This is a genomic window from Caballeronia sp. LP006 (assembly GCF_031450995.1).
Lineage (GTDB): Bacteria > Pseudomonadota > Gammaproteobacteria > Burkholderiales > Burkholderiaceae > Caballeronia.
On the sequence record NZ_JARTVW010000002.1, the window covers coordinates 661,990 to 681,023 of the forward strand.

A 19,034-nucleotide genomic window follows, 5' to 3' on the forward strand; every position below is an offset into this window, starting at 1 on the left:
GAAGCAAAACGCCCGCAACGCGCGGCGCTGCGGGCGTGAATGCGGGCCAATCAGCGACGGCATCCTTTTTCGAGAACGATGGTTTCGAACAACTCGTAGTCCGCGGTGGGCGTTTGGTCCGCGCCTGGCGCGTGGTAGTAGTTCATCGTGATCGATGTCTTGCCGCCATGCTCGCCCGGATCGCAATCGAAAACGGCGATGCCGTAGCCCGTGCCCGTATCGCGTTGCGCGGACCAGATGGCGTCTTCCACCGCATCCGCGACAGGACGCACGAACGTGCCCGCCGTCGCGCCCGGAATGGGCCGGTTGCGTTTCGTGAAGACCTGCGCTTGCGGATTGCCCGTGCCCGCGTCCGTGCCGTAGACGTCGAGCGGCGCGCTGGTGCCGCCGCCGCCGAGAATCAGATGGACCGTGCCGTGCGAAGTATCGATAGGATCGTTCGCGCGATGCGCTGTCATCACCGGACGCGGTTGCAAGGTGTCGACGCGTTCGCCGGTCGTCGCATCGCGGCCTGCGTGATGATTGCAACCGCGCACGGGATGGCTGCGCTCGTAATCGTGATCGTGGCCGCACAGCACGAGGTCCACGCCGTATCGGTCGAACAAGGGCAGCCATGCTTCGCGAATGCCCTTGTCGGAGCCATTGCCCGTCTTCGACGAACTCAGCGCGTCCTGATGCATCTGCACGATGATCCAGTCGATGTCGTCGTCGCGCGACGCATCGCGCAGCGTCTTTTCGAGCCAGCGCGTCTGCTCGCCCTGACTGTAGCCGCGAATGTAGAACGACGTGCCCGGTTCGATGGCCGGTTTGCCCGTGCTCGCGGCCGGCACGAGCGGAGCGGGACCGGCGACGAATGCGGCGGCATCCTGATACACGACGTCGTCGGCATCGAGCGAAACGAACAGCGCCGAACTCACGCGGAAGCTATACCAGCGCCCCGGAAACTGCGTGCCGTTGTCGGGCAACGTGTAGCGCGTGAGATAGGAATCGAAGCCCTGGCGGCCGTTGTTGAACTCGACTTCGTGATTGCCCGGACAAGGCATCCACGGACGATTCGCGGCAGAGACCTGCGCGTTATTGCCGAAGTCGCGCCACACTTCAGGCTGATGAGCGGCGTTGAGATTCGCGTAGCAGAGATCGCCGTTGAGCAAGTGAAAGAGCGGGTCGAAACGTTCCACAGCTTGCACCGCGAAACGGCTTTGCGGCGACGACAACACCCAGCCCGTGTTCGGCGTCGCGAGGTCGCCATAACTCGTGAAGCGGAACTTGCGACGGCCGCGCGGCGCCGTGCGAAAGCTCGCGCTGAAAGGCTGGGCCGCGTTGCTGTCGTTATCGGCGGTGACTTCGTAGTGATACGTCGTGTCCGGATGAAGGTCGCCAAGACGCGCATGATACGTGCAGACAATCTCGCCGTTCAGACCATCGGTATAAGTGCGTTGTACGCCGTGAATCACGCTTGCATGACCTTCGTGCGTTCTGATGCGAACACGCGGATGCACGGCCTGCGCAAGCGATGCCCAGCTCACGACGATTTCGCGCGTCGGGTCTTGGCCCCAAGTCAGATGCACTTGTTCGGGCGTGCCATCCGGGCCGGGCGATGCCGCGTTCGCCGTCGCGCTCATGACATTGGCCGCGGTGGCTATGCCGGACGCACCGGCGAGCTTGAGAAAGCCTCTGCGCGATGCAATAGATGCGGAGTCTTGCGGGTTCTTCGTTACCATGGACGGGCCGTCTCCTCGTTTGATCAGGACGCGATGTGTCCGGAGACATTATTACTATCGGTATGACCCGGCTATGACAAACGGCCTGCACGACCGGCTTAGGTGAAAACAGGAGCGAAGAATGGCAAGCAACGAGTACGTGGTGTTCAAGGGAAAGGTAAGGCTTGGCGTTCCCTTTCTGGACGGTTACAAAGGCGACCCGCACTATGTGATCGTAAGCGACGACGAGAAGGGCAACGAGTTTCGCATCGTCACGAACGTGAAGTCGGATAGCTCGCTGACGGGTCCTGCGGGGTACCTCGTGTTGTATGTGCTGAATCAGAACTTCGACAACGCGATCACGGCAGACCTCGCGAAACTGAATGCGGGCGTCACCACATCGAGCTTTCCTAAACTCGACTACGTGCACGAAGAAGGCCTCGTCGATCTAAGCGCCATGCGTCCGATTCCGCTCGACACGGCAAGCGAGCACAACGACATCAACGCGCTCGTCAACGAGATGCTGCAGCTCGATATGTCAGCCGATCCGGTGAACTATGTTTATCCGACGCCGAGCTACAAGGATGAACGGCGTGGCTGGAAACCAACGAAGGACGTCACGGTTTATGGTTTCGGCTTTCTCTTTCAGCCGGGAGAAGACGGGCTTCACGAGACGCATATGAATCAGGGCAATCCAAAGCCCATGAAGGGTAGCCACGTGAAGGATCATTCGAATGAAAACGGTGTGTCGCAGGATGGTGCCGTGATCGTCGAAGTGGATGGCAAGTATCAGGCGCTCTTCGTGGCGTTTCAAACGCAACTCGTGCCGACAGATAATCGCGGCTTTCCGATTCCGGGCGAGTCGCATCCCATACTCGACTGAACTCAGCATGCGAATTCATCCTGCCATACCGATCATCCGCATCTTTGCCGTCGATCGGGCCAAGGAGTTCTATCTCGACTTCCTCGGCTTCACGCTCGAATGGGAGCATACGTTCGGCGAGAACTTTCCCCTCTACGCGCAGATCAGGCGCTCGGACCTCACGTTGCACTTGAGCGAGCATCATGGCGATGCAACACCCGGTTCGACCATCTTCGTGCCGATGGAAGATATCGATACGTTGCATCGCGAGCTGGAAGCGAAGGCGTATCGATATGCGAAGCCCGGCGTCGAAACGGTGGACTGGGGACGCGTGATGGAAGTCGCCGATCCGTTCGGCAATCGCATTCGGTTCTGCGAACTGGCGAAGAACTGACGGCAATCCCAGGCTACACGGCCAACGCCGCCACGATCACTTGCGGCAGTGCGAGCAAACGCTGCGGCGCGAGCAGCAGCTTTGCCTCGCGGATGCCTGCGCCCATCACGATGCGATCGCGCTCCATCACGGACGCCTCCACGAGCACGGTCATCGACTCAGGCAAGCCAAACGCGGTGATGCCGCCGTACTCCATGCCCGACAACTCCGTGGCCGCTTCGCGCGACGCGAACGAAATACGTTGCGCGCCGAGTTCGCGTTTGACCGCGCCGTTCACGTCGAGCCGGCGCGTCGCCAGCGTGACGATAGCGGCGAACTGTTCGCCTCCGTCCTTCTTGAAGCGCACGACGATGGTGTTCGCGCAGTCGTCGAGATCGATACCGAAGCGCGCGCTGCAGGCGGCGGTATCGGAGGCGTCGTCGGGCACGCGAAACACATCGACGTTTGCGCCGTTCAGCGACGCGAGCACGGATGCGGGCAGGCGCGCGGCCGCTTCGTCGGCGGACATGATGTCGAGATTCAGAGCGTAATCGGCTTGTGGCGTGTTCATGAGCGTTCGATAAAGAGGCTTCAGGCAAAGGCCCGAAGTGCCGAAAAAAAGCCAAGCGTAACCGAATCCAGTGAGCCGCGCAGCGCTGCAACCATGCTGGAAGCATCGACCGGATATACTTGTCCCTCGTGGAATCGAATGCGAACAGGCAAGCAAGCCGCGTTCGCGCTCGAAAAGATATCTTTGTTCAGGGGCTGGAATGAGTCGATCGACGGTCACGTACCGGGGCTATGAGCTGGTTATCAAGAACGCGTCCAACGGTGTGGCGCAATGTTGGGCGTGGAAGGATCAGAAGGCCGCGTTCAAGGAAACCGGAGAGACGCTCGACGACGCCGAACGCACCGTGCGTGCGGCGATCGATGCGGAAATGGGACCGGCGACCGGCGCGGGAGATGCGGCAGTGGACGCCTACATCGCGGCGTTCAAGGCTATCTTGCCCGTCAGCGAAGGGCAGCGGAAGATGCTCGTCGCGCACTATCAGGCGCCCGCGCGCACCATCACCGCCATGCAGTTGGCCAAGGCCGCAGGCTATGCCAGCTATCGCGGCGCCAATGTGCAATACGGCAATCTGGGCAAGCTCATTTACGAGCAGCATCCTGTGGACCTGCCGCGCCGTCCGCGCGACAACTCGCTCATCTTTACGTATGCCATAGCCGATCCCGGCGCGGTGGCGGCTGGCAGCGTGCTCGAAGGCTATACCGAAGAGCACGAAGCCGAATGGAGTTGGCCAATGCGCGCGGCAGTCGCACAAGCGCTGGTCGCATTGGGCATCGTAAAGGCCTGAGGCGCATGACCCACGCATGATCAAACTCTGCCTGCTCGATTTCGACGGAACGTTGTGCGCCACGCATGACGCAATTCGCACCTGCATCGAATTGACCTTCGATCATTACGGTGTGGAGCGGCCCGATGCCGCGCGCGTCGAGCACGTGATCGAAGCGGGCGTGGTCATGTCCGAGGCCATGCGGCAGCTCATGGGCTCGCGTCTGAGCGTGGCTCAAGCGGATGAATGGGCTGCCACGTATCGCGCGTATTACGTCGAACGTGGACTGCAACATACGCAGCTTTTCGCCGATGTCGAACGCGTGCTCACGGAGTTGCAGACCTTGGGCGTTGCCCTGGTGATCACGAGCAACAAGGCGGAAGCGTCGGTGAAGAAGGCAATCGATCATTACGGGATCGCCCACTTCTTCGACATGCTCGTATGCGACCCGCCCGGCTTGCCGAAGAAGCCGGATGCAGCGTGTTACGAGCAACTTATCGCGCCTCGCTATCCGCATGTTCCCCGAGGTGAGATTGCCGTCGTCGGCGACACGCAAGCGGATCTGGGCCTTGCACGCAACATCGGCGCCATTGCTTGCTGGGCCGCGTATGGCTACGGCGACAAGGCGCGTTGCACGGCGATGGAGCCGGATATCGTATTGCAGGGCTTCGGTGAACTGGTTGAGAAGCTGAAAGCTTAAGCGCGCGATGAACCTCGGGCGAAGCCGCGCGCATCGCCCAAGTTTGCCGATTTTCGATAACTCCCCGGTTTTTGAGCCGCTAGGATGGCCTTCGACGAGGCCTTCCAAGAGCGAGCCGCCCATGAGCTTTACCGAAACGATCGGCGTGCGCACCTACCGCTTCGCCGACCTTAAAACCCTGCTGGCAAAGGCAAGCCCTTTGCGCTCGGGCGACCAACTTGCGGGCGTGGCCGCAACGAGCGAGGAAGAACGTGTCGCCGCTAAACTAGCGCTGGCGAACGTGCCCTTGCAAAGGTTCCTCGAAGAACCGCTCATTCCCTACGAGCAGGACGAAGTCACGCGGCTGATCGTCGATGAACACTCGCGCGAGGCCTTCGCGGACATCGCGCATCTCACCGTCGGCGATTTCCGCAACTGGCTCTTGAGCCACACGACCGATACCGCCGCGCTCGAACGCATCACCTTTGGTCTCACGCCTGAAATGATCGCGGCCGTGTCGAAGCTGATGCGCAATCAGGACCTCATCGCGGTTGCACGCAAGCGGCCGGTCGTGACGCGCTTTCGCAATACCATTGGTTTGCCGGGGCGCATGTCGGTGCGTCTGCAACCGAATCATCCGACCGATGACGTGAAGGGCATCGCGGCATCCATGCTCGATGGCCTGATGTACGGTTGCGGCGATGCCGTCATCGGCATCAATCCCGCCAGCGACAATCTTGCCGCGATCACGACCCTGCTCGTGATGATCGACGAGTTTCGCGAGCGCTTCGGCGTACCGACGCAGTCCTGCGTGCTCACGCATGTGACCAACACGATCACGGCCATCGAGAAGGGCGCGCCTGTTGATCTCGTGTTTCAGTCGATTGCGGGCACCGAAAAGGCCAATACGAGCTTCGGCATTTCGCTCGCGTTGCTGCAGGAATCGTTCGAAGCCGCGCGCTCGCTCAAACGCGGCACCGTGGGCGACAACGTGATGTACTTCGAGACGGGACAGGGCAGCGCGCTGTCGGCGAACGCGCATCATGGCGTCGATCAACAGACCTGCGAAGTGCGCGCGTATGCCGTCGCGCGCAAGTTCGAACCGCTGCTCGTCAACACGGTGGTCGGGTTCATCGGTCCCGAGTATCTTTACGATGGCAAGCAGATCATGCGCGCCGGTCTCGAAGATCACTTTTGCGGCAAGCTGCTCGGCGTGCCGATGGGCTGCGACATTTGCTACACCAATCACGCCGAAGCGGACCAGGACGACATGGACAGCCTGCTCACGTTGCTCGGTGTCGCGGGCATCAACTTCATCATCGGCGTGCCGGGCGCGGACGATGTCATGCTCAACTATCAAAGCACCTCGTTTCACGACGCGCTCTATGCGCGCGAAGTGCTCGGCCTGCGCCGCGCGCCCGAGTTCGAAACCTGGCTCGAAACGATGCAGATAGCCAATGCGCGCGGCGCATTGATCGATTCGGCGACGCGTCAGCCCTTGCTCGAAGTATCGCGCGAATGGATGGGGGCCGCATGAGCGATACGCTCGTCAAGAACCCGTGGCAGTCGTTGCGGCAATTCACGAACGCGCGCATTGCGCTCGGCCGCGCGGGCAGTGGCATGCCGACCGAACCGTTGCTTGCGTTCAATCTCGCGCATGCGCAGGCGCGCGACGCCGTGCATCATCCCCTCGATGTCGACGCACTTCGCGCGCGTCTTGCCGATGCCGGCTTTGCGAACGTCGTCGATGTGCATAGCGCGGCGCCGGATCGCGCGCATTATCTGCGTCGCCCCGATCTTGGCCGCCGTCTCGCCGATGAAAGCCGCGCATTGCTCGACGCAACGTGTGCACGAGACCATGACGTGCTCTTCGTGATCGCGGACGGCTTGTCGGCGTTCGCCGCATCGAAGCAGGCCGTGCCTTTCTTGCAGGCGATTCGTTCGAGACTCGACGACTGGAACATCGGACCTGTCGTGATCGCGCGGCAAGGACGCGTCGCGCTCGCCGACGAGATCGGCGAAGTAATGCGCGCGCGTATCGTCGTGATGTTGATCGGCGAACGGCCGGGCCTGAGCTCGCCGGACAGTCTCGGCATCTACGTGACTTACGCGCCAGCGGTAGGCCGCAGCGACGCCGAGCGCAACTGCATATCCAACGTGCGTCCGGAAGGTTTGAACCACGACGCGGCCGCGTACAAGCTGCATTATCTGCTGACGCATGCGCGTCGTCTGGGCCTTACTGGCGTCGCGCTCAAGGACGACAGCGACGCAGCTATCGCCGCGAAAGAACCACTGACGTCGATTGCGTGCCACGCCTGAACGACATACTTCATTTTGGCGATCTATATTCGTCCCATGAGAAGCGAAGCGAGACCATCCAAGCCGAATGCTGACGCGCCGCGCGGTCCGTGCGTGCATCGGCTCGTCTCGCACGATGCGGACGAGCAGGCGGGCAATCTGCGCGGCTGGCGGCAGGTCTACGATCAGTTGAGCGCCGGACGCTTCGTCGGCACGCTTGCCGAGATCGACTTCGACGACGTGCAGTTGTTTCGCGAGACGACGAGCCAGACCTTGCGCCAAAGCTGCGAAGTGCCGGTCGATGCGTGCTGGTTCGGCATCCCGCTCTTGCGCGATGGCGCCGGGCGCATACAGTCGCGCGCCATCGATGAAAACGCGCTTGCGGTTCGCCCGGGCGGCGTCGAGTTCGAACTGTTGACGCCGTCCGGCTACGAAATTCTCGGCGTGGTTGCAACGCATGATGCGCTGCGCCGTCATGCCGAAGACGTCGAGCATATCGATCTCGAATGCGCCACGTCGCGCGGTGAGATCGTCGTCGTGGGTGCGGGAGAACGTGCGCGACTCGCGGCATCGCTCATGACCATGTTGCGAGGCGAAATCACACCGACCGAGTCGATGCGCTCGTCCTTGTTGTCGTGGCTCTTCGAGTGCGGCGCGCTGCAATGCTGCGAGCCGGTCGCGCTGCCCGTGGCCTCGCGTCGTCATGCGATCGCAACGCAAGCGCGTCACTATGTGCTCGAAAATCACGACCGCGCCGTGAACGTGCCCGAACTGTGCACGCATCTGCATGTGAGCCGCCGCACGCTTCAATACTGTTTTCAGGAAGCATTCGGCATGGCGCCGAATGTCTATTTGCGCGCCATACGCCTCAACGGTGCGCGACGTCAGCTACGACATGCCGGTGCCGCGCAAAAGACGCAAACCGTTCAGGACGCTGCCGCTGCATGGGGTTTCTGGCACCTCAGCCAGTTCGCGCTCGACTATCGCAAGCTTTTCGGCATGCGTCCTTCGGAAACGCTCAACACCGCAACCGCGCGAGCTCACGGCTTTGCCACGATCGACAGATAGCGCGCCGGCATCTTGACGCCATAGCATGCGTGCGGCGTGGCTGCATCGAAATACACGCTGTCGCCTTTTTCGAGCATGAGCGGTGCGTAGTCGCGCATCATGAATATCAACGAGCCATCGGTGACGTAGATGAACTCCTGTCCGTCATGCGCCGAGAGCACATGCTTGCCGGTATCGGCACTGGCTTCGATGAGCGTCGGCTCCATCGACTTCGTCACGAGGTCCGCGCCGAGCCATTCAAAGATACCGGTGGAGGTCGGATGCTTCACGCCATGACCCGCGCGGCTCACTGCCCGACAGCCTTGCGCAAAGGACTTTTCGTTGCCGCCGACCATGTCGGGCCAACGGATATCGAGCGCCTTCGCTAGCCGCGACAACACCGAATAGGTCGGCGATATACGGCCATTCTCGATACGCGAGATGGTCGAGATCGCCACCGACGACAACTCCGACAACGCCGCGAGCGTCATGCCCCGCGCGTGCCGATGATGCGCGATGGTCTCCCCGGGACTCGCTTCGCTGGTTTCTTCAACAGGCGTGGGTGCGGGCGCCGCCTCGGCTCCTGGCTTGCGCTTGGGCTTGCGCACGACCGCCGCCTTTGCCGCAGGGCTCGTTCTCTGCGCCGCCTTTCGCGGGCGATTTTCTGTTTGCATGGTGTCTCTTGTATTCGTTCGATATGCGGGGAACCGCCACTTCGCCATCACGACATGGTGACATAAGCGCCCGGCGTTTGCATGTTTTTGCGTATATGCAAAAGTTTTTCTTGACCATCAAATTTTAGCTCAATACGATGGTTTTCATGGTTTTGCATATACGCAAAAACCGCCGACGTTACCCGATGAATCCATTCAGGAAGGGCTGACCACCATGTTCGACGATCCTCTCACCCACGCCATCGACGCACTCAAGTCATCCCGGCGAGGCTTTCTCAAGACGGCGGGCTACGGGGTCGTCGCAGGACTCGGCGCAAGCACGCTCGGTCGCGCGGCACTCGCCGCACCGACGCTCGCGCCGATCAAAACCGTGCGTCCCGGCTATCTGACCGCTGCGTGCCTCGGCGACATGCCGATTGCATCCGTGCGCGACGGCAAGCTCGTGGGAACGGACTTCGACATGCTGCAGTTGATCGCCGAGCGTCTGCAACTGAAGATCGACGTGCAGCAGATGACCTTTTCCGCCGTGATCGAAGCGGTGAAGTCGGGCCGCGTGGACTGGTTCGGCGGCAACTTCGCGTGGACGCCGATCCGCGCCAAACTGTTGTTGCTCACCGATCCCGTTTTCTACACGGGCGCCTACGTCATCATGCGGCAAAACCAGACGCAGAAGAGTTCGCTTGCCATCGCAGACTTGAGCGGGCACACCATCGGCACGGCGACGGGTTATTCGGTCGTGCCCGACATGAAGAAGGTTCCGGGCATCGTCGAAGTGAAACTGTATGACGGTATCGACTCGTGCTTGCGCGATGTCGTCGCGGGGCGTCTCGACTTTGCCGTGCTCGACGCGCCGACCGTGGACTACATGATCCAGCAGAATCCGTCGTGGGGACTGAAACAGATTCCCATCGGTTTCGACGCAGCGTACCCCAGCCTCACGGGCAAGTTCGCGTCGATCTGGGGCGTGAGTCCGGACAAGAAGGATCTGTTCGACGGCATCAACGAAGGCGTGCGCTGGCTCTGGCGCACCAACCAGATCAAGCCGATTCTCGCGAAGTACGGGATCGACAATCCCGACTACTTGCAGCCGTTGCCGACCGACCCGCGCACCGGCGTGGACCGCGACGCGAAGGGCGCGCTGATTGGCCCGTTCGCGCACGATTCGCGGGACTTCAGCAAAGCCTTCGCCTGAAGGCCGGATCATCATGGGACACCGCGATATGTCTGCGACGCTAAGCGCCACTCCTTCGGTCGATACGCGCATGCTCGTGCGTATCGACCGCCTGCACAAGTCCTTCGGCACGCATCATGTGTTGAAGGGCATCGACCTCGATGTGATGCCGGGGCAAAAGGTGTCGCTGATCGGACCGAGCGGCTCGGGCAAGACCACGCTGTTGCGCTGCGTGAACTTTCTCGAGACGCCGAGCGCGGGGCATATCTTCATCGACGGCGCGGCTATCGGCGAGCGTCGTCACGGTGACGGCTGGCAAGCGATGTCGGGCCGCGAACTCGCCGCCATGCGCGCGAATATCGGCATGGTGTTCCAGCGCTTCAACCTGTTTCCGCACTTGAGTGTGATCGACAACGTCCTGCTCGGACCGCGCAAGGTGCAGAAGCGCAGCGGCCGCGAGTTGATCGACGAAGCGCGTGCGTTGCTAACGAAAGTGGGCATGGACGAGAAGCGCAACGCGTTTCCCGATCAATTGTCGGGCGGCCAGCAACAACGCGTGGCCATTGCGCGCGCGCTCGCCATGAAGCCGCGGCTCATGCTTTTCGACGAAGCGACTTCCGCGCTCGATCCCGAGCTCGTGGGCGAAGTGCTCGGCGTCATGCGCAAGCTCGCGGACGAAGGCATGACGATGATCATCGTGACGCACGAGATGCGCTTCGCTGAAAGCGTGTCCGACAAGGTCGTGTTCATGGCCGATGGCAAGATCGTCGAGGAAGGACCGCCACGGCAGATCTTTCACGATGCAAAGGTCGAACGCACGCGCGCGTTCTTGCGCGCGGTGCTGGAGCACTGACATGGCGCTTCTCACCGCGTGGGCTCACAGCCTGCATTTTCTGCCGTATTTCGTGCGCGTGTTGTGCGTGAGCGCGGTGACCACCGCGGTGCTGACCGCGAGCGCGTTCTGCGTGGCCTTCTTGCTGGGCTTCGTGATCGCGCTCATGCGGTTGTCGCGCAGTGTCGTGTTGAAGGCGGTGGCGAACGTCTATCTCGAACTGTTCCGCAACGTGCCCTTGCTGACGCAGTTGTTCGTGCTGTACTTCGGGCTCGAACGGATCGGCGTCACGCTGCCCGCATTCGTGGCCGCAACGCTCGGCTTCGGTCTCAACGGCGCGGCGATTCTCTCCGAGGTGTTCCGTTCGTCGATCAACGGCGTCGACCGAGGCCAACGCGAGGCGGCGCTTGCCATCGGCATGACATGGCCAATGGCGCTCGCAACCGTCGTGCTGCCGCAATCGATGCGGCTCGCCTTGCCCGCGCTCGCCAACTTCGCCATCGGGCTATTGAAGGATACGTCGCTCGCTTCCGCCGTCGCGGTGCCGGAACTCGTGTTCCGCGCAAGGATGCTCGTGAGCGAGACATATCAGACCAACCTCATCTACTTCATCGTGGCGATCATCTATCTGCTGCTGAGTCTGGCGTTGTCGCGTCTTTCGACGGCGACCGAGCGCGGACTCGGCAAACCGAGGGCGGCGCTGTCATGAACTATTCCGAACTCTGGTCTTCCATGCACGACGAGCTGTTTCAGGCGGCATGGGCAACGCTGCGTCTGGCGTTTGGCGCCATCGCTATTGGCGTCGTGCTCGGGATGGTGCTCGCCATCGTCAGGATGGGCAGTCGTGGCATGGCCGCGCGTATAGCACGTGTCTATATCGAAGTGTTTCGCGGCACGCCCGCGCTCGTGCAACTCTTTCTCGTGTACTTCGGCTTCGTTGCCATTGGCATTCGCTTCGATTCGTATCAGGCCGCCGTGCTTGGTCTCGGCATGAACGCCGCCGCGTATTTCGCGGAGATCTTTCGCGCGGGCATCGAAGCGGTGCCACGCGGACAAAGCGAAGCAGCCGCGAGCATCGGCATGACGAGCGGCGCGGCCATGCGCTGGGTCGTGCTGCCGCAAGCCATTCGGCTGGTGCTCGCGCCTTCGGGCAATGTCGCCATCTCGCTTCTGAAGGACACGTCGGTGGCCTCGCTCATCGCCGCGCCCGACCTCATGCTGCGCGCTCAGGACTTGAGCTCGCAGTATTTCATGCCGTTCGAAATCTACGTCACCGTAGGGGCGTTCTATTTCGTGCTGTGTTATCCGCTGTCGCAATTGATGCGTCATATCGAGCGACGTCAGCCTGCTCACGGCTGATACAGCGGTCTTTCCCAACCAGAGTCTCTCAAGACAGAACAGAAGGAGTAAGTGTATGCGCAAGGTCATCGAAACCGGCTTGCCCAACGGAAGCGCGCCGGTCGAATGGGCGACCGTCTCGAACGGCACGCTCTACACGGCGAGCATTCCCATTCGCGCGGACGGTTCGATCGAGGATGGCGACATCGCCACGCAAGCCGAACTGACGTTCGCGAATCTCAAGCAGATCGTCGAGTCGGCGGGCGCGACCATGGACGACGTCACGCAGGTGCAGGTCTTTCTCACGGACAAGAGCTATTTCGAAGGCATGAACGAGGTCTATCGCCGCTTTTTCACGAAGCCGTATCCGAACCGCGCGACCATCATCGCCGATCTCATGGTGCAAGGCGGCAAGATCGAAATCCTGGCTCATGCCGATGTGAGCAAGGTTGCCTGATGAAGCATGTGATCGTCATCGGTGCGGGCATCATCGGGACGACGACCGCGCTCGCGCTTGCGGGCGCGGGCTGCCGCGTCACCGTGATAGACAGCCGCCGTGAAGCAGGCCTGGAAACCAGCTTCGCCAACGGCGGCTTGCTCGCGGCCAACAGCGCGTTGCCGTGGTCTTCACCCGGCACGCCGATGCAATTGCTTAAATGGCTCGGCCGCGAAGATGCGCCGCTTCTGCTGCGGCCTCGCGCAATCCCCGGTCTCGGCATGTGGGGCGTGCGCTTTCTGGCCAACTGCCGCGCGGCCAAGTACCACAAGACGGCTGCGACGCTCACCGCGTTCGGTCAGCAAAGCCTCGCGGCCATGGAGCGTCTGCTCGGCCAGAAGCGCATAGACGCGGGCATCCAGCGTGGCGGCCTGCTTGAACTGATTCGCGGCAAGGACGCCGAGCGGCGCGCGGAATCGTTCGCGCGCATGCTCGAGCGCATGGGCGCAAAGGTCAGGCGACTCGATGCAGCGCAAAGCGTGGCGCTCGAACCATCGCTCGGAGGCATTGCACATAGCATTGGCACGGCGCTCCTGCTCGAATCCGATGCGTGGGGCGACGCGCATGCGTTCAGTGTCGCGACCGCCGCCGCAGCCGAACACGAAGGCGTGACGTTTCGGTGGGGAAGCGCGGTGAGCGGTATCGACCTGCAGCGCGGTTCTGTTGCCGGCGTTCGTCTTGCCGACGATTATCTGAGCGCGGATAGCGTCGTGATATGCGCGGGCGCGATGTCTCCGTCGCTCGTCGGCCCGCTCGGCGTGCGCCTGCCGATGGCGCCCGTCAAAGGCTATTCGCTTACGCTCCGTGCCGACGAACTGGGATTTCTGCCGCAACGGCCTATCGTCGACGATTACGAGCATATCGGCGTAACGCCGCTCAAGGACATGCTGCGCGTGGCGGGCACCGTCGAATTCGATGGCTTCGACAAGACGCTGCGGCCCGGTCGCGTGGAGAACCTGAAACGCGCGCTGACGCGGCTTTTTCCGCAGATCCGGATGCCTGCCGAAGTGCGGCCCTGGTGCGGGCTACGGCCCATGGCGGCAGATGGATTGCCGATCATTTCACCGACGGCGGTGCCGCGTCTTTTCGTTAACACGGGACACGGCGCGCTCGGCTGGACGCTTGCGTGCGGCTCGGCGGATCTCATCACGTCGATGATCACGAGCCGGAGCGATGCGCGCGGCACGCCGTTCAGTCTCACGCGCAGCTTCTGGTGAAACGAAGCGCGATAATCAAGTCAATGCAAGAGGGCAAGTCATGTCGGGTGAGGGAAGACGCGAAGTCATCGTGATCGGTGCGGGCGTGGTCGGCGTTGCGTGCGCGCTGTGGTTGCGAAGAACGGGTCTCGACGTGTTGCTCGTCGATAAGGGCGAGATAGCGGGCGGCGCTTCGTTCGGCAATGCGGCCACCATTGCGGACTACGCATGCACGCCCGTGCCGCAGCCGAAAATCTGGGGCGACATTCCCGGCTTGCTGTTCGGCGCGGACTCGCCGCTTTCCATTCGCTGGTCGCGCCTGGGAAGCTATGCGGGATGGCTCGCTGCGTTTCTCGGGCAATGCAACCGGCGCGCTTATGTCGCCAATAGCGAAGCGCTTGCGTCGTTGCTGCATGGTACGCACGAGGGATATGCGCCGCTTCTCGAAGACAATCCACACGCTGAGTCGTTCATTCGGCGCGATGGTTGTCTCTACTCTTATCGCACGCAAGGAGCGTTCGAGCGCGCCGCGGGCGATATCAAACTGCGTGGCTTGCTGGGCATTCGTCAAGAGGTGATAAGCGCGGCCGAACTCACGCAACTGGAACCCGTCATGCAGCAGCGCACGGTGGGCGGCGTGCTATTTCCTGCCGCGTGCCATCTCGTCGATCCGCAAGGCTTCGTGCAGGCGCTGGCCAAACCGCTGATCGACGAGAAGCGTTACGCACGCATGGAGGTCAGCGATATTTCGAGCAGCACCGCGGGCATCTGCCTGCGTTCCGCTGCCGGCGAAACGCTACACGCCGACAGAGTGGTGATTGCGGGCGGCGCATGGTCCGCGAAACTCGCGGCGCAAATGGGCGATTCCATCCAGCTTGGCGCGGAGCGCGGTTATCACGTCGAGTTCCTGCTGGATAAGCCGATGTTCACGCGGCCGACTTGCGTCGTTGAGTCGAGCTTCTATATGACGCCGTTGCGTGACCTGCGGCTGCGTGCTGCGGGGACTATCGAGTTGAGCGGGATCAAGTCACCGTTGAACCCTTCGCGCACGGCGTTCATCGAACGAAGCATCCGCCGCAACGTGGATATCAAAGCGCCCGTGTCCAGTAGCTGGCTCGGTATCCGGCCGACCATGCCGGACTACTTGCCGGTGATCGGACCATCTTCGGCGGACAAGCGCGTGATCTACGCGTTCGGGCATCAGCATCTCGGCATCACGCTGGCGGGAACCACGGGCGACATGGTCGCGCGATTGATTCACGGCAAGAGTCCCGGCGCAATCGAGCGCTTCTCCGCGGACCGTTTTAAATAATCGATACTGCCGCCGCGCGCGTCTTACTTCGCTCGACGTCTGCGCGTAGTCCCCCACGGCGGCGTCTCGAACGATTGCACCACCCAGTCGATGAACGCACGCGTTTTCGCGGCCGCATGCTTGGAAGACGCGCGCACCACGCTGAGTTGTTCGCCCGCGTCCACCTTCCAGCCGGGCAGCACTTGCACCAGCTCTCCGCTCTGCAATTCGCGGCAGACGAGCCAGTCCGTCCCATACATGATGCCGACGCCTGAGCGCGCCGCATGCAGCACGGCATCGATCTCATCGGTCGTCATTCTCGCGTTGATGCGAATGGCGCGGTGCATGTCGTCGCGTTTCAGATGCCATACCGGATGCGTGGAGAGCCGCGAAAAGCCGATGCATTCATGGCGCATCAGGTCTTCGGGCTTCGTGGGACGTCCGCGCGCGGCGAGATAATCCGGCGATGCGCACAGTAAGCGCCGCATGGTCGCAAGCGGCCGCGCGACAAGCCGGCTGTCTTCCAGTTTGCCGATACGCACGCCTACATCGAAACGTTCTTCGATCAGATCGACATAACGGTCCGTGTACGTGCATTCGACATCGAGCGAGGGATAGCGCGCAAGGAACTCCGGCATGCGCGGCGCAATCCACATGCGCCCGAACCCTGCGGGCAAGCTGATGCGCAAGAGTCCGCGCGGCGTCGCAGCTTGCGAGCGCGCTTCGTCTTCCGCATCGCGCATGATGTCCCACGCTTCGCGCACGCGATCGCGATAACGCGTGCCTGCTTCCGTCGCCGATACGCGGCGTGTGGACCGTTCGAGCAAACGAATGCCAAGACGCGTTTCCAGTTCCGCGATACGTCGGGAAATGACCGAGCCGTCGCGCCCCAACTGGCGGCCTGCCGCCGTAAAACTCCCGGTCGCGAGCACCGCGAGAAACGCCTGAACCTGATCCGTTTCGATGCCGTTCATTGATGCACCCCACGCACGAATGTTATGCCGTATGGGTCGATTATAGAGGCGCGTCTTCGCTAGCATGACCTCTGTGCTTAACGAAAAAGGAGCGCACCGTGAAAGCGTATCGACTGAAGGCAGGCAAGCCCTACGAATTGACGTTGACCGATAACGCACTCGAGCCCGTACCGGAAAGCGACGAAGTGCTCATCCGCATTCGCGCGGCGGGACTCAACTATCTCGATCTCATGGTGGCGAACGCGCGCTTCGGCAACGTGGACGCGAGCTTCGTGCCGGGTGCGGATGGCGCGGGCGAGATCGTCGAGGTCGGATCGCGCGTGAAAGGCTGGAAGGCGGGCGATCGCGTGATCGCCGGAATGATCGTGGATTGGGCCGCAGGACCGCTCACGGTAGCGAACGGCGAGCGTCTTCGCGGCGTCACCATGCCGGGCTCGCTCGCGGAATATGCGGTCGTGCCCGCTACCGCGCTCGTCGCCATTCCCGCTGCCATGCCGTTCGTGCAGGCCGCAAGTTTGCCGGTCGCCGCGACGACCGCATGGAACGCCATCGTCGCGGGCAATGTGCGGCCGGGGTCCACCGTGGCGTTGCTGGGTACGGGCGGTGTGAGTCTGTTTGCGCTGCCGCTTGCCAAGGCGGCGGGCGCGCGCGTGATCATCGCGTCTTCATCGGACGAGAAGCTCGCCCGCGCGCGCAAGCTGGGCGCGGACGTCACCATCAACTACCGGACCACGCCCGCGTGGGACGTCGCGTTGCTCGAAGCCACGGAAGGGCGTGGCGCGGATCTCGTCGTGGAAACCGTCGGCGTGGCGACTTTCGAGCGCTCGGTGAACGCGGCGGCAATCGGTGGAACGATCTTCGTCGTCGGGCTGATAGGCGGCGAGGAAACGAAGATGCCCTTGCTCAAGGTCATGGTGAAGACCTTGCGCATTGTCGGTAATCAGACTGGCTCGACGGCCAATCTCGCCGATGCGGTCAAGGCGATCGCACAGTCCCGAATCGAACCGGTGATCGATCGCGTCTTTCCCTTCGATGCCGCGCAGGAAGCCTATGCCTATCTCGAATCGGGTGGCCATTTTGGAAAAGTGGTGATAGACGTCACTTGATGCCGGTTGTCGTACAACTAGTCAATCGTAATGCACCTTTTGGCGCTATGTAAGGAAAGCATTCTGTGTGCGAAGGACCGTATGAAATCGGCGGTTCGTAGGGTTTTCACGGACGCGAGGCAAGCAACTGGACTTGTATGATGACGTATCTTTACAGATTCGTCGTCAGGTCTCGCGTGCGCGCATTCCTACGCGCTTCGATAGCACCCAAAGGAGAAGACATGCGATTCCGCTACCGCTGGATAGTCGCCGCGCTGCTGTTCTTTGCCGGCATGCTCAACTATCTGGACCGCGCGGCGCTCTCCGTGGTCGCACCGCTCGTCAAGAGCGAACTGCATATCAACGACGCGCAACTCGGCGTGCTGTTCAGCAGTTTCTTCATCGGATACTGCGTGTTCTGCTTTATCGGCGGATGGGCGGCCGACAAGTTTGGTCCGCGCAAGGTGTTCGCCATTGCTGCCGCGTTCTGGTCACTGTTCTGCGGCGCTACGGCATTCGCGGGCAACTTCGCCACGCTGATGGTGGCGCGCGTCGCGTTCGGTGTCGCCGAAGGCCCAATGGGCACGACGACCAACAAGTCGATCTCGAACTGGTTCCCGCGCAGTGAAGCGGGCCGCGCCGTGGGTCTCACGAACGCTGGTCAGCCGTTGGGCGCCGCCATTGCCGCACCGATCGTCGGGCTGGTCGCTTTGCAGTTCGGCTGGCGCATCTCCTTCGTCGTGATCGCGGTGCTCGGCTTCGTGTGGATTGCGTTCTGGTTGCGGTGCTTTCGCGATCATCCGGAAGATCATCCTGCCGTGACGCGCGAGGAAGCCGCGCATATCGCGAGCGACAGGCTCGTGCCGCATCACGCGGAAGGTTCCGCTGAAGCAGGCTCGCAAGCGGGCGTGATGCACTATTTGCTGTCGTTGCCGGTGCTCGGCGTGGCTGCCGCGTTCTTCGCGTTCAACTACGTGCTGTACTTCTTCTTGTCATGGTTGCCGAGCTACTTCACGGACTATCAGCATCTCGACATCAAGCACATGAGCGTGATCGGCATCCTGCCGTGGCTCGGCGCGACGGCGGGCTTCGTGCTCGGTGGCATCATCTCCGACGCGCTCTACAAGAAGACCGGCAACGTGCTCTTCGCGCGCAAGACGGTCATCATTCTGGGACTTGGCGTGGCGGCAATCTGCGTGTTGCTGGTGTCGCGCGTGAGTTCGCTTGCGCCTGCCGTCGCGTTGATCGCGGTGGCGAGTCTCTTCGCTTTCATGACGCCGCAAGCGTGCTGGTCGCTGTTGCAGGACATCGTGCCGCGCGATCGCATTGGCGCAACGGGCGGCTTCGTACATTTGCTCGCGAATCTCGCGGGCATTCTCTCGCCGAGCATTACCGGCTTTCTGATTCAGTACGGCGCGGGTTACTCGTCGGCTTTCATTCTCGCAAGCGCGTTGTCGGCACTCGGCATGCTGATTTTGTGGATCGCCGTGCGTGAAACGCAAGTCATGCGGCTGCGTGGCGCGCCAGTCTGAAAAAGTAACAACGAAGGTAGAAGCCAAGCTGACTGGTAAGCGTCGGGCATCGATCTTGCGCCCGATGCTCGAGGAAAAGGGCCCTGGCGAACGATGTTCGTCACGCGCACCTGCATCGCGGAGCACCGCTTTCGCCATGCCGCCAGTCACGG

At 61.9% G+C, this 19,034-nt stretch carries 20 protein-coding genes; 16 read left to right on the forward strand and 4 right to left on the reverse strand.

All coding sequences use genetic code 11. The annotated features are described in order from the left end of the window. Positions 1 to 50: 50 nt before the first annotated feature. Complete coding sequence (locus P9250_RS03695; RefSeq protein ID WP_310391149.1) at positions 51 to 1,721, reverse strand: metallophosphoesterase family protein; 1,671 nt, start codon at positions 1,719 to 1,721, stop codon at positions 51 to 53. Positions 1,722 to 1,842: 121 nt separating this feature from the next. Here P9250_RS03695 and P9250_RS03700 point away from each other — a divergent pair, with 121 nt between their 5' ends. Both P9250_RS03700 and P9250_RS03705 read left to right on the forward strand, forming a co-directional pair. Then, positions 1,843 to 2,583, forward strand: coding sequence for a DUF2278 family protein (locus P9250_RS03700; protein ID WP_250493880.1), 741 nt, complete (start codon positions 1,843 to 1,845; stop codon positions 2,581 to 2,583). Between the two features lie 7 nt (positions 2,584 to 2,590). After that, on the forward strand, positions 2,591 to 2,956 hold the full coding sequence (locus P9250_RS03705) for a glyoxalase superfamily protein (RefSeq protein WP_250493881.1): 366 nt from the start codon (positions 2,591 to 2,593) through the stop codon (positions 2,954 to 2,956). A 13-nt stretch (positions 2,957 to 2,969) separates the two neighbouring features. On the opposite strand, the gene P9250_RS03710 is transcribed toward P9250_RS03705, so the two are convergent. Then, positions 2,970 to 3,506, reverse strand: a complete 537-nt coding sequence (locus P9250_RS03710; RefSeq protein WP_310391152.1) for a YbaK/EbsC family protein — start codon at positions 3,504 to 3,506, stop codon at positions 2,970 to 2,972. A gap of 199 nt (positions 3,507 to 3,705) precedes the next feature. Here P9250_RS03710 and P9250_RS03715 point away from each other — a divergent pair, with 199 nt between their 5' ends. The 5 genes from P9250_RS03715 to P9250_RS03735 all read left to right on the forward strand — a co-directional run bounded on the left by P9250_RS03715 (position 3,706) and on the right by P9250_RS03735 (position 8,314). Then, entirely contained in the window at positions 3,706 to 4,290 is a 585-nt protein-coding gene (locus P9250_RS03715) for a hypothetical protein (RefSeq protein ID WP_244831137.1), read from the forward strand. 16 nt (positions 4,291 to 4,306) lie between these two features. Further along, the gene (locus P9250_RS03720) at positions 4,307 to 4,969 is read left to right on the forward strand and encodes an HAD family hydrolase (protein ID WP_309964631.1); all 663 of its coding nucleotides are present in this window, start codon (positions 4,307 to 4,309) and stop codon (positions 4,967 to 4,969) included. A gap of 121 nt (positions 4,970 to 5,090) precedes the next feature. Next, a complete protein-coding gene (locus P9250_RS03725; RefSeq protein WP_310391155.1) occupies positions 5,091 to 6,485 on the forward strand; it encodes an ethanolamine ammonia-lyase subunit EutB in 1,395 nt (464 codons plus the stop codon). Continuing rightward, the gene (eutC, locus tag P9250_RS03730) at positions 6,482 to 7,267 is read left to right on the forward strand and encodes an ethanolamine ammonia-lyase subunit EutC (RefSeq protein ID WP_250511727.1); all 786 of its coding nucleotides are present in this window, start codon (positions 6,482 to 6,484) and stop codon (positions 7,265 to 7,267) included. Before P9250_RS03725 ends, eutC begins: the two co-directional genes overlap by 4 nt. Before the next feature lie 36 nt (positions 7,268 to 7,303). Beyond that, the gene (locus tag P9250_RS03735; protein WP_310391158.1) at positions 7,304 to 8,314 is read left to right on the forward strand and encodes a helix-turn-helix domain-containing protein; all 1,011 of its coding nucleotides are present in this window, start codon (positions 7,304 to 7,306) and stop codon (positions 8,312 to 8,314) included. On the opposite strand, the gene P9250_RS03740 is transcribed toward P9250_RS03735, so the two are convergent. After that, the gene (locus P9250_RS03740) at positions 8,287 to 8,901 is read right to left on the reverse strand and encodes an XRE family transcriptional regulator (protein ID WP_310391160.1); all 615 of its coding nucleotides are present in this window, start codon (positions 8,899 to 8,901) and stop codon (positions 8,287 to 8,289) included. The two genes, P9250_RS03735 and P9250_RS03740, sit on opposite strands and share 28 nt — an antisense overlap. A gap of 280 nt (positions 8,902 to 9,181) precedes the next feature. On the opposite strand from P9250_RS03740, the gene P9250_RS03745 reads away from it, so the two are divergent. From P9250_RS03745 to P9250_RS03775, 7 genes are read left to right on the forward strand one after another with little or no spacing between them, the layout of a single operon-like run. Then, on the forward strand, positions 9,182 to 10,159 hold the full coding sequence (locus P9250_RS03745) for a transporter substrate-binding domain-containing protein (protein WP_244831143.1): 978 nt from the start codon (positions 9,182 to 9,184) through the stop codon (positions 10,157 to 10,159). A 28-nt stretch (positions 10,160 to 10,187) separates the two neighbouring features. Then, entirely contained in the window at positions 10,188 to 10,991 is an 804-nt protein-coding gene (locus P9250_RS03750; RefSeq protein WP_284507916.1) for an amino acid ABC transporter ATP-binding protein, read from the forward strand. Between the two features lies 1 nt (position 10,992). After that, positions 10,993 to 11,679, forward strand: a complete 687-nt coding sequence (locus P9250_RS03755; protein WP_309964643.1) for an amino acid ABC transporter permease — start codon at positions 10,993 to 10,995, stop codon at positions 11,677 to 11,679. Then, positions 11,676 to 12,329, forward strand: coding sequence for an amino acid ABC transporter permease (locus P9250_RS03760; protein WP_310391162.1), 654 nt, complete (start codon positions 11,676 to 11,678; stop codon positions 12,327 to 12,329). Before P9250_RS03755 ends, P9250_RS03760 begins: the two co-directional genes overlap by 4 nt. A gap of 55 nt (positions 12,330 to 12,384) precedes the next feature. Then, a complete protein-coding gene (locus tag P9250_RS03765) occupies positions 12,385 to 12,765 on the forward strand; it encodes a RidA family protein (protein ID WP_244831146.1) in 381 nt (126 codons plus the stop codon). After that, positions 12,765 to 14,021, forward strand: a complete 1,257-nt coding sequence (locus P9250_RS03770) for an FAD-dependent oxidoreductase (RefSeq protein WP_310391164.1) — start codon at positions 12,765 to 12,767, stop codon at positions 14,019 to 14,021. The genes P9250_RS03765 and P9250_RS03770 overlap by 1 nt, the downstream gene beginning before the upstream one ends. Before the next feature lie 40 nt (positions 14,022 to 14,061). Then, entirely contained in the window at positions 14,062 to 15,312 is a 1,251-nt protein-coding gene (locus P9250_RS03775) for an FAD-binding oxidoreductase (RefSeq protein ID WP_250511722.1), read from the forward strand. A gap of 23 nt (positions 15,313 to 15,335) precedes the next feature. Here the strand turns inward: P9250_RS03775 and P9250_RS03780 are convergent, their stop codons facing one another. Beyond that, positions 15,336 to 16,265: a LysR family transcriptional regulator gene (locus tag P9250_RS03780; protein WP_250511720.1), complete on the reverse strand. Its 930-nt coding sequence runs from the start codon at positions 16,263 to 16,265 to the stop codon at positions 15,336 to 15,338. 98 nt (positions 16,266 to 16,363) lie between these two features. Here P9250_RS03780 and P9250_RS03785 point away from each other — a divergent pair, with 98 nt between their 5' ends. Together P9250_RS03785 and P9250_RS03790 are read left to right on the forward strand one after the other, a co-directional pair. Continuing rightward, positions 16,364 to 17,371, forward strand: a complete 1,008-nt coding sequence (locus P9250_RS03785; protein WP_250511719.1) for an NAD(P)-dependent alcohol dehydrogenase — start codon at positions 16,364 to 16,366, stop codon at positions 17,369 to 17,371. Positions 17,372 to 17,592: 221 nt separating this feature from the next. Further along, on the forward strand, positions 17,593 to 18,882 hold the full coding sequence (locus P9250_RS03790) for an MFS transporter (RefSeq protein WP_250511717.1): 1,290 nt from the start codon (positions 17,593 to 17,595) through the stop codon (positions 18,880 to 18,882). The last annotated feature ends 152 nt before the right edge of the window (positions 18,883 to 19,034 follow it).

Coding starts and splice junctions, on each gene's coding strand:
- P9250_RS03695 (WP_310391149.1), bottom strand. CDS start 1,721: ATGGTAACGAAGAACCCGCAAGACTCCGCATCTATTGCATCGCGCAGA.
- P9250_RS03700 (WP_250493880.1), top strand. CDS start 1,843: ATGGCAAGCAACGAGTACGTGGTGTTCAAGGGAAAGGTAAGGCTTGGC.
- P9250_RS03705 (WP_250493881.1), top strand. CDS start 2,591: ATGCGAATTCATCCTGCCATACCGATCATCCGCATCTTTGCCGTCGAT.
- P9250_RS03710 (WP_310391152.1), bottom strand. CDS start 3,506: ATGAACACGCCACAAGCCGATTACGCTCTGAATCTCGACATCATGTCC.
- P9250_RS03715 (WP_244831137.1), top strand. CDS start 3,706: ATGAGTCGATCGACGGTCACGTACCGGGGCTATGAGCTGGTTATCAAG.
- P9250_RS03720 (WP_309964631.1), top strand. CDS start 4,307: ATGATCAAACTCTGCCTGCTCGATTTCGACGGAACGTTGTGCGCCACG.
- P9250_RS03725 (WP_310391155.1), top strand. CDS start 5,091: ATGAGCTTTACCGAAACGATCGGCGTGCGCACCTACCGCTTCGCCGAC.
- eutC (WP_250511727.1), top strand. CDS start 6,482: ATGAGCGATACGCTCGTCAAGAACCCGTGGCAGTCGTTGCGGCAATTC.
- P9250_RS03735 (WP_310391158.1), top strand. CDS start 7,304: ATGAGAAGCGAAGCGAGACCATCCAAGCCGAATGCTGACGCGCCGCGC.
- P9250_RS03745 (WP_244831143.1), top strand. CDS start 9,182: ATGTTCGACGATCCTCTCACCCACGCCATCGACGCACTCAAGTCATCC.
- P9250_RS03750 (WP_284507916.1), top strand. CDS start 10,188: ATGTCTGCGACGCTAAGCGCCACTCCTTCGGTCGATACGCGCATGCTC.
- P9250_RS03755 (WP_309964643.1), top strand. CDS start 10,993: ATGGCGCTTCTCACCGCGTGGGCTCACAGCCTGCATTTTCTGCCGTAT.
- P9250_RS03760 (WP_310391162.1), top strand. CDS start 11,676: ATGAACTATTCCGAACTCTGGTCTTCCATGCACGACGAGCTGTTTCAG.
- P9250_RS03765 (WP_244831146.1), top strand. CDS start 12,385: ATGCGCAAGGTCATCGAAACCGGCTTGCCCAACGGAAGCGCGCCGGTC.
- P9250_RS03770 (WP_310391164.1), top strand. CDS start 12,765: ATGAAGCATGTGATCGTCATCGGTGCGGGCATCATCGGGACGACGACC.
- P9250_RS03775 (WP_250511722.1), top strand. CDS start 14,062: ATGTCGGGTGAGGGAAGACGCGAAGTCATCGTGATCGGTGCGGGCGTG.
- P9250_RS03780 (WP_250511720.1), bottom strand. CDS start 16,265: ATGAACGGCATCGAAACGGATCAGGTTCAGGCGTTTCTCGCGGTGCTC.
- P9250_RS03790 (WP_250511717.1), top strand. CDS start 17,593: ATGCGATTCCGCTACCGCTGGATAGTCGCCGCGCTGCTGTTCTTTGCC.